This window comes from Pseudomonas pharyngis, assembly GCF_021602345.1.
Taxonomy (GTDB): domain Bacteria; phylum Pseudomonadota; class Gammaproteobacteria; order Pseudomonadales; family Pseudomonadaceae; genus Aquipseudomonas; species Aquipseudomonas pharyngis.
On sequence record NZ_BQID01000003.1, the window covers coordinates 263679 to 272931 of the forward strand.

Below are 9253 nucleotides of genomic sequence, written 5' to 3' on the forward strand. Positions count from 1 at the left end.
TCCACTCTCACTTGCTTGACCGGTCTCTATGCCTACCCTGCGCTCCTTTTTCCTCGCGGCCCTGCTGGGCCTGAGTCTTTCCGTCGGCCCGCTGCAAGCCGCCGAACCACCGTCCAGCGACGCCGTGCAGGCCAGCCTGGACAAGCTCACCGACAGCAAGCTGCCCGAGGCCGACAAGAAGGCCCTGCAGACGGTCCTGCAAAACACGCTGAACCAGCTCAACAACCGGCGTGACTACGAGCAGAAGCTGATCGACCTCAAGCAGCAGCTGGCCACTGCGCCGAAGCAGACCATCGAGAATTCGCGCGAACTGACCCGCCTCAAGGCCAGCGCAGTGGTACCGGTAGCGCAGCGCTTTCCCAAGGAAAACATCCAGCAGCTGGAGCAGATGCTCACCGAGCGCTCGACCCAGCAAAGCGATCTGCAGAAAGCCCTGGCCGACGCCAACAGCCTGATCATCACCGCCCAGACGCGTCCCGAGCGCGCCCAGGCCGAGATTTCCAGCAGCCAGACGCGCATCCAGCAGATCAACAACATCCTCAAGACCGGCAAGGACGCCGGTAAGACCGTCAGCGCCGAGCAGCGCGACCTGCTCAACGCCGAGCTGGCCGCCCTGAACGCGCTGATCCCGCTGCGCCGTCAGGAACTGGCCGGCAACAACCAGTTGCAGGATCTGGGCAACAGTCAGCATGACCTGCTCTCGGAAAAGTCCGACCGTCTGGATCGCGAGATCCAGGAACTGCAAACCCTGATCAACCAGAAACGTCTGACCCTGTCGCAGGAAACCGTGACGCAGCAGTCGATCGAGGCCCAAAAGTCCGGCAGCAGCGCCCTGCTCGCCACGGAAAGCGCGGCCAACCTCAAGCTCTCCGACTACCTGCTCAAAAGCACCGACCGTCTCAACGAACTCACCCAGCAGAACCTGCAGACCAAGCAGCAACTGGACAGCGTGACCCAGAGCGACTCGGCCCTCGACGAGCAGATCAACGTGCTCAAGGGCAGCCTGCTGCTGTCGAAGATTCTCTATAAGCAGAAGCAAGCGCTGCCGCGCCTCAAGGTCGACCGCGACCTGGCGGACCAGATCGCCGACATTCGCCTGTACCAGTTCGAAATCAACCAACAGCGCGAACAGCTGAGCAATCCGGCGACTTACGTCGACAACCTGCTGTCCACCCAGCCGCCAGAGCAAGTCACGCCACAACTGCGCAAGAGCCTGCTGGAGCTGGCCAACACTCGCGTCGATCTGCTGGAACGACTGAGTCGCGAACTGAGCGCGATGCTCAACGAGTCGATCACCCTGCAACTGAACCAGAAACAACTGCTGAGCACTGCGCAAAGCCTGCGCGCGACCCTCGACGAGCAGATGTTCTGGATCCCGAGCAACAAGCCGCTGGACACCGAATGGATGCGCGGCGTGCCGGAACGCCTGAAGCGTCAGATCGATACCCTGCCGCTTGCCTCAAGCTTCAGCGAACTGACCGACGGCCTGACCCAGCGACCGCTGTTGTTCCTGCCGCTGGCGCTGCTGATCGGCGCGCTGCTGTGGCGCCGCAAGCAGTTGTATTCGCGCCTGAACAAGGTTCACCAGGACATCGGTCACTTCAAGCGTGACAGTCAGTGGCACACGCCGCAGGCGATCCTGATCAATATTCTGCTGGCGATGCCGGTGGCGCTGGGCCTGGCCCTGTGCGGACTGGCGTTGCAGATCGACGCCCGTGGGCAGAACGCGAACATGGGCGCGGCGCTGCTGCAAATGGCCCAGGCGTGGCTGGTGTTCTACACCGCTTACCGGATCCTCGCGCCGGGTGGCGTGGCCGAATTGCACTTCCGCTGGGAAAAGCCGCAGGTCGAATTCCTGCAAGGCTGGGTGCGTCGCCTCGGACTGGTGGTCATGGCGTTGGTGGCGGTGGTGGCGGTTGCCGAACTGCAACCGGCGGCACTGGCCGACGATGTGCTGGGCATGCCGGTGGTGCTGACCTGCTATGCGCTGATGGCGTGGCTGCTCAGCCGTCTGCTGATCAGCAGCCCGACCCATGAAAACGCCTCACTGTTCCGCAAGGCCGTGGGCGTGATGTTTACCCTGCTGCCCATCGCGCTGTTCGTGGCGGTGTGCTTCGGCTACTACTACACCGCGCTGAAGCTCAGCGACCGCTTGATCAACACGTTGTACCTGCTGATGTTCTGGTTGGTGATCGAAGCCACGTTCGTCCGTGGCCTAGCGGTCGCGGCACGTCGCCTAGCCTACCAGCGCGCCCTGGCCAAACGTCAGGCCGCGAAAGAAGCCGGCGACGGCGAAGCGGTGATCGAAGAGCCAACCCTGGACATCGAAAAGGTCAACGAACAGTCCCTGCGCCTGATCCGTCTGGCACTGCTCGGCGGCTTCATCGCCGCGCTGTACTGGGTGTGGGCCGACCTGATTACGGTGTTCTCGTACCTCGACAACATCACCCTCTACGAATACACCAGCGGCACCGGCGCCAACATGAGCATGGTGCCGATCAGCATCGGCGACATGCTCGGCGCGTTGATCATCATCGGCATCACCTTTGCCCTCGCCCGCAACTTGCCGGGCCTGCTTGAAGTGTTCGTACTGTCGAAACTCAATCTGGCCCAGGGCAGTGCGTACGCGACCACGACGCTGCTGTCGTACGTGATCGCCGGGGTCGGTTTCGTCTCGACCCTGTCGACCCTCGGCGTGAGCTGGGACAAGTTGCAATGGCTGGTGGCGGCGCTGTCGGTGGGCCTCGGATTCGGTATGCAGGAGATCTTCGCGAACTTCATCTCCGGCATCATGATCCTGTTCGAGCGCCCGGTGCGGATCGGCGACACCATCACCATCGGCAACCTGTCCGGTACGGTGAGCAAGATCCGCATCCGCGCCACGACCATCACCGACTTCGACCGCAAGGACATCATTGTCCCGAACAAGACGTTCATCACCGGGCAACTGATCAACTGGTCGCTGACCGACACCATCACCCGGGTGACCCTGAAACTGGGCGTCGATTACGGTTCGGATCTGGATCTGGTCAAGGAACTGCTGCTCAAGGCCGCCCGGGAAAACCCGCGCGTGCTCAAGGAACCCGAGCCGCATGTGTACTTCCTCAATTTCGGCGAAAGCACCCTCGACCACGAACTGCGCATGCATGTGCGTGATCTCGGCGACCGCAACCCGGTACTCGACGAGGTCAACCGCTTCATCAACCGTGAGTTCAAGAAGCAGCACATCAACATCTCGTTCCGCCAGATGGAGGTTTACCTGAAGAACCTTCACGGCCAGGAATACAAGATGGTGCCGATCGAGCCGGAAACCAAAACCATCGTGCCGGTCAGCGATGACCAGAAACCGTTGCAGGAACCGCCGCCGGCCAAACTCGACTAACCCGGCTAATCCCAGCAGAATGCTCGGACATTCTGCTGGAGCCGGTCCTTGAAAGCCCTCGACGAACTGACCTTCGACAACCGCTTCGCCCGCCTGGGCGATGCGTTCTCGGCCCACGTGTTGCCCGAACCGATCGACAATCCTCGACTGGTGGTGGCCAGCCCTGCGGCCCTGGCGCTGCTGGATCTCGACCCGGCAGTGGCCGACACCCAGGAATTTGCCGAGCTGTTCGGCGGCCACAAGCTGTGGGCCGATGCCGAGCCACGGGCGATGGTCTATTCCGGGCATCAGTTCGGCGGCTATACCCCGCAACTGGGCGACGGTCGCGGTCTGTTGTTGGGCGAGGTCTACAACGCGGCCGGCGAGCACTGGGACCTGCATCTGAAGGGCGCCGGGCAGACACCGTTCTCGCGCATGGGCGACGGTCGCGCGGTGCTGCGTTCGTCGATCCGCGAGTTTCTCGCTTCCGAAGCGCTGCATGCGCTGAACATTCCGTCTTCGCGCGCCGCCTGCGTGATCGGCTCCGACACCCCGGTCTGGCGTGAGAAACAGGAACGCGCCGCGATGGTGCTGCGCCTGGCGCCGAGCCACATCCGTTTCGGCCACTTCGAATACTTCTATTACACCAAGCGTCCCGAACAGCAGAAGCAACTCGGCGAGCACGTATTGGCGATGCACTACCCCGAGTGCCTGGAGCAGCCGGAACCCTATCTGGCGATGTTCCGCGAGATCGTCGAGCGCAACGCCGAACTGATCGCCAAGTGGCAGGCCTACGGTTTCTGCCACGGTGTGATGAACACCGACAACATGTCGATCCTCGGCATCACCTTCGACTTCGGCCCGTTCGCCTTCCTCGACGATTTCGATGCAAACTTCATCTGTAACCACTCTGACGACCAGGGCCGCTATTCCTTCAGCAATCAGGTGCCGGTCGGCCAGTGGAACCTCAGCGCCCTGGCCCAGGCCCTGACGCCGTTCATCAGCGTCGAAGCCCTGCGCGAAACCCTCGGCCTGTATCTGCCGCTGTTCCAGGCGCACTACCTCGACCTGATGCGCCGCCGCTTCGGCTTCACCACCGCCGAGGACGACGACCAGCAACTGTTGGAACAACTGCTGCAACTGATGCAGAACAGCGGCGTCGACTACACGCTGTTCTTCCGCCGCCTGGGCGAACAGTCAGCCGAACAGGCCGTCGCTCGCCTGCGCGATGACTTCGTCGATATCAAAGGTTTCGATGCCTGGGGCGAGCGCTATGTCGCCCGCGTCGCACGCGATGGCGCGGCGGATCAGGAACAGCGCCGTGCGCGCATGCATGCGGTGAATCCGCTGTACATCCTGCGCAACTACCTGGCGCAGAAGGCAATCGATGCTGCCGAGCAGGGTGACTATTCAGAAGTGCGCCGATTGCACGCGGTGCTGAGCAATCCATTCGAGGAACAACCTGGAATGGAGAGTTACGCGCAACGGCCGCCGGAGTGGGGCAAGCATTTGGAGATCAGTTGTTCCTCATGAAGCGCACGGTCTCCTGTCTTGGAGCCGTGCACCCTCCCGTCAGGCAACCTGTTAGATGACGGCGCCGCCTGAAAAAGCCGCGCGACATGCTCAGAGTGCAAATGCCACGACTCTGAACACACTGGTTTCCTTTCAGATAAACACGTCCACAGGTAGCTTGAAGTGCTCGGCCAGCCAGCGGACCTGCCGCAGATTCAACTGGCGCTTTCCACTGAGGATTTCCGAAACAACAGACTGAGTGCCCACACCCGGCAAATCGCTCTGGGTCAAACCATGCTCACGCATCAAATACCCCAGTACTTCAAAACCGGGCGGTTTAGGCGTCGGGTGATGCACGCGATCCCATTCTTCAATCCAGTCACCGATGATATCCACCAGACTCATTAAAGGATGAGACTCATCATCGCCCGTCATTTCGAGCAGCTCGTCAAGGGCTTGAAAGAGCCTGTCGTAGTCGTCTTCGCTTTTCGGCTTGCGCAGCAAAGGCGAAACGAACTCCCAGTGCTCAGCGGCTTTTTTGATCAGAACACTCATGCCTTAGCCTCCTTCCATTTACCGCGGTCATATTCGCGATGATCCAACACATGTCTGATGTACAACTTTTGAGGTCGATATCTGACATAGGCGATCAACCTGAGCTTGTTACCGCCAATATCGAAAACATGAAAATCACCCACTTTGTCGACAGCTGGAAACAAGGCCTTCAGCGCCGCAAAATCTGGCGATTTGCTTCCTTTCGCCACTTCAAGCCAGTGGTCCAGTGCTGTTGCTGCGTTGGGCCATTTGGCCTTCGCTTCTCGTATTCGTTTTCCGGTGATGACATGCATGCAACATCCTTATCGCATTCTGCTATGGGGAGTTAATCACAGATCAAAATTATCGCAAGTTGCGATATGACCGAGCAGACCAACGGGTCGCGACCGGTCTATCTCAGCCTAGGCTCACAGCCAAACACTGCACGATTGAAAATATGAGCAAACGTCTCCAACTAGGAGATATCAGCTTTCCACTGGATCCAGATCATGACCGACCCACTCCTCATCCCCTGCCCCTCCTGCAACGGCCTCAACCGCCTCCCCGCCGAGCGCCTCAACGACCACCCGAAGTGCGGGCGCTGCAAGTCCGAGGTGCTGTTGAACAAGCCGTTCGAACTCAAGCAAGGCGATTACGCCAGTCAGATCAAGGGTGATCTGCCGTTGCTGGTGGACGTGTGGGCGGACTGGTGCGGGCCGTGCAAGTCGTTTGCGCCGGTGTTCGAGCAGGCGGCTGCGCAGTTGGCGGGCAAGTGCCGGCTGGCCAAGCTGGACAGCGAGGCCAATCAGCAGTTGTCGGCGCAATTGGGGATTCGTTCGATTCCGAGCCTGATTCTGTTCCGCAACGGCCGGGAAGTCGCCCGTCAGAGCGGGGCCTTCCCGTTGCCGCAGTTGATGGCCTGGCTGCGCAGCCAGGGCATCTGACAAGGTTTCAGGCGTCTTCGAGCAGGTTGTGCAGTTCGACGAACTGTTGCGTCAGCTTGTGCCGTGGGTCGAGGTGGATCAGCGGCGTGTTGGCCTGATGCGATTCGCGCATGCGCACTGAACTGGCGAGGTAGACCGGCAGTACCGGCAGGCCCTCGGCGATCAGTTCGTCGAGGATTTGCTGCGGCAGACTGGCCCGGGCCTGGAACTGGTTGACCACAATGCCTTCGACTTCCAGGCCTTCGTTGTGGTCTTCCTTCAACTCGTCGATTTCGGCGATCAGACCGTAGAGGGCCTGACGCGAGAAGCTGTCGCAGTCGAAGGGAATCAGTACCCGATCGGCGGCAATCAGTGCCGAGACCGCATAGAAATTCAGCGCCGGCGGCGTATCCAGATAGATCCGGTCGTAATCCTCCGACAACTCGTCGAGCAGCTTTCGCAGCTTGTTGATCTTGTGTTTGGCCTCGAGCTTGGGCTGCAAGTCGGCCAGCTCGGCGGTGGCGGTAATGATGTGGAGGTTGTCGAACGGGGTTTCGTAGATATCCGCCTGGTTCTTTTTCGAGAACGGTCCGGAAGACAGGGTCTGCTTGAAGAAATCGGCAATGCCCATCGGAATGTCATCACCCGTGAGCCCGGTCAGATACTGAGTGGAATTGGCCTGGGCATCGAGGTCGACCAACAGCGTGCGATAACCTTCGCTGGCGCTTACCGCCGCCAGATTGCAGGCAATGCTGGATTTGCCCACGCCACCTTTCTGATTGAACACCACGCGCCGCATGACAAAACCTCCGTGTATCAAAGAATGACCGAGTGTAGTGGTGCCCGGTGCCGGTTCGCTACCTCGATGGACGCGGACTACAAAGTCAGGCGCCAATCTCCCAATGAATACGGCGCAAAGACACTCCTTGATTGCGGATTCGCCTGACAGACAGACACCCGACAATCTGGATAATGGCCAAGTGACAGTTCTTGCCGCGTACCATTCGGTTCATTTCGTCGTTCAAAACGTAACCAGCATTTGCTACACACTCGTCGCACCGGGATAATGCGCGCCACCCGGCGCCACGCGCCATGCCATTTCAGGCTAAATCAGCTCAGCGGCGACGTTGGCGAAACCGCGTCAACTCAGCCCGCAGGGGCGGGATAAATGTCCGTGATCAACTTCAACATCGCCCAATGGCGCGCCTGGGCCCCCGGGCTCGACAGTGTGGAAGCCTGGCAAGCCTGGAGCCGACAGCCGGTCGTGCTCGAAGGCAGCGATGCCGCACCCGATGTGTCGTTTCTGCCGGCCATGCAGCGCCGTCGTCTCAGCCGTCTGGCGCGGATGGCGTTCAGTGTCGGCTGGCCGCTGGCCGACGGTCGGGAAAATCTGCCGCTGGTGTTCGTCTCCCGGCACGGCGAAACCCCGCGCACCTTTGAAATCCTCAGCGATCTGGCCAACGAACAGCCGCTGTCGCCGACCCAGTTCAGCCTGTCGGTGCACAACGCGATCATCGGCCTGTGGTCGATCATGCGCGGCGAAACCAGCGAAATGACCGCACTCGCCGCGGCCGGCGACGGCCTCGAACACGGCATGCTCGAAGCGGCGACGTTGTTGAACGAAGGGGCCCCCGCCGTGCTGCTGGTGATCACCGAGGAACAACCGCCCGAAGCCTATTCGACGTGGATCGACGACGTACCGTTTCCCTACGCGGTCGGGCTGTTGCTCACCCCCGGTACCGACTGGCGGCTGACCCTGAACAGCGCCCCGCAAGCACGGTCAAAACCGCAGTGGCCCCACGCACTGAATCTGCTGCGAACCCTGCTTGGTCAGCAACCCCATTGCCAACATGCCTGGAAGAATCGTCTATGGACCTGGCAACGCAACCCGTGATCGGAAAAAACCGCGACGCCTATTACTGGCGTCTGCTGGCCACTGCCACCAGCTTCGCTCTGTTCGGGCTCGGTGGTCTGTGCCTGCGTCTGCTGGTATTTCCATTGCTCGGTTGCCTGCCGGGCGACGCCATTGCGCATCGCGAGCGGGCACGCCAGACCGTCAGTCGGCTGTTCTGGTTTTTCGTCCGGTTCATGGCCCGTACCGGCGTGCTGACCTACGACATCCAGGGCGCCGAACGGCTCGGCCGTCCGGGGCAGATGATCATCGCCAACCACCCGTCGCTGATCGACGTGGTATTCCTGATCGGTCTGGTGCGCGGGGCCAATTGCGTGGTGAAGAAAAGCCTGTGGGAAAACCCCTTCACCCGCGGCCCGCTGCGCAGCACCGAATACATCAGCAACGACGGCAGCATGGACATGCTCGACGCCGCCGCCGGCGCATTGCAGAGCGGGCAGACCCTGATCATTTTTCCCGAAGGCACCCGCACCCAGCCAGGTCAGGCGCCGGCCTTTCATCGGGGCGCGGCGGCCATCGCGCTGCGCGGTGCGAAAATCCTCACCCCGGTGGTGATCAAGGTCAATCCGACCACCCTGACCAAGGCCGAGCCCTGGTATCGCATTCCCAGTCGCCGCGTGCACTTCAGTTTTCACGTCGGGGCCGATATAGACCCACAGACTTTCGCCGCGCAGGGCCCCCCGCCCCAGGCTTCGCGCAAGCTCAACGACTATTTGCACCAATTCTTTATCAAGGAGCTCGCCGAAGATGAGCGATCTAAACCGTGACATAAAAGAGCTGATCATCGACGCCCTGGGCCTAGAAGACATCAGCCCAGAGGACATCGGCGACGACCAGACGCTGTTCGGCGAAGGCTTGGGCCTGGACTCCGTCGACGCCCTGGAGCTCGGCCTGGCGATCCAGAAAAAGTACGGCATCAAGATCGATGCCGACGCCAAGGACACCCGCAACCATTTCACCAACGTGGCGAGCCTTGCGGCGTTCGTCACGGCAAAACAGGCAGCTTGAGAC

The 9253-nt window shown here is 60.8% G+C and carries 9 protein-coding genes; 6 read left to right on the forward strand and 3 right to left on the reverse strand.

The genetic code is table 11. From position 1 onward, the window contains the following. The first annotated feature begins 28 nt into the window (after positions 1 to 28). Together mscK and selO are read left to right on the forward strand one after the other, a co-directional pair. Positions 29 to 3382, forward strand: coding sequence for a mechanosensitive channel MscK (gene mscK, locus L6D74_RS08050; protein WP_064592959.1), 3354 nt, complete (start codon positions 29 to 31; stop codon positions 3380 to 3382). A gap of 48 nt (positions 3383 to 3430) precedes the next feature. Then, complete coding sequence (selO, locus tag L6D74_RS08055) at positions 3431 to 4894, forward strand: protein adenylyltransferase SelO (protein WP_236188639.1); 1464 nt, start codon at positions 3431 to 3433, stop codon at positions 4892 to 4894. A gap of 132 nt (positions 4895 to 5026) precedes the next feature. On the opposite strand, the gene L6D74_RS08060 is transcribed toward selO, so the two are convergent. Continuing rightward, entirely contained in the window at positions 5027 to 5428 is a 402-nt protein-coding gene (locus L6D74_RS08060) for a helix-turn-helix domain-containing protein (protein WP_236188640.1), read from the reverse strand. Next, complete coding sequence (locus L6D74_RS08065) at positions 5425 to 5721, reverse strand: type II toxin-antitoxin system HigB family toxin (RefSeq protein ID WP_007952335.1); 297 nt, start codon at positions 5719 to 5721, stop codon at positions 5425 to 5427. Before L6D74_RS08065 ends, L6D74_RS08060 begins: the two co-directional genes overlap by 4 nt. A gap of 195 nt (positions 5722 to 5916) precedes the next feature. Between L6D74_RS08065 and trxC the strand changes: the two genes are divergently transcribed. Further along, on the forward strand, positions 5917 to 6351 hold the full coding sequence (gene trxC, locus L6D74_RS08070; RefSeq protein ID WP_236188641.1) for a thioredoxin TrxC: 435 nt from the start codon (positions 5917 to 5919) through the stop codon (positions 6349 to 6351). A gap of 7 nt (positions 6352 to 6358) precedes the next feature. Here the strand turns inward: trxC and L6D74_RS08075 are convergent, their stop codons facing one another. Continuing rightward, positions 6359 to 7129: a ParA family protein gene (locus L6D74_RS08075; RefSeq protein WP_007952339.1), complete on the reverse strand. Its 771-nt coding sequence runs from the start codon at positions 7127 to 7129 to the stop codon at positions 6359 to 6361. Between the two features lie 369 nt (positions 7130 to 7498). On the opposite strand from L6D74_RS08075, the gene L6D74_RS08080 reads away from it, so the two are divergent. Genes L6D74_RS08080 through L6D74_RS08090 form a run of 3 tightly spaced genes read left to right on the forward strand, consistent with a single transcriptional unit; the run spans position 7499 to position 9250 of the window. After that, the gene (locus L6D74_RS08080; RefSeq protein ID WP_064592952.1) at positions 7499 to 8224 is read left to right on the forward strand and encodes a beta-ketoacyl synthase chain length factor; all 726 of its coding nucleotides are present in this window, start codon (positions 7499 to 7501) and stop codon (positions 8222 to 8224) included. Further along, positions 8200 to 9009 carry a lysophospholipid acyltransferase family protein gene (locus L6D74_RS08085; protein WP_064592950.1) on the forward strand — a complete coding sequence of 270 codons (810 nt, stop codon included), beginning with the start codon at positions 8200 to 8202 and terminating at the stop codon, positions 9007 to 9009. The genes L6D74_RS08080 and L6D74_RS08085 overlap by 25 nt, the downstream gene beginning before the upstream one ends. After that, entirely contained in the window at positions 8990 to 9250 is a 261-nt protein-coding gene (locus L6D74_RS08090) for a phosphopantetheine-binding protein (protein WP_064592948.1), read from the forward strand. The genes L6D74_RS08085 and L6D74_RS08090 overlap by 20 nt, the downstream gene beginning before the upstream one ends. Positions 9251 to 9253: the final 3 nt, after the last annotated feature.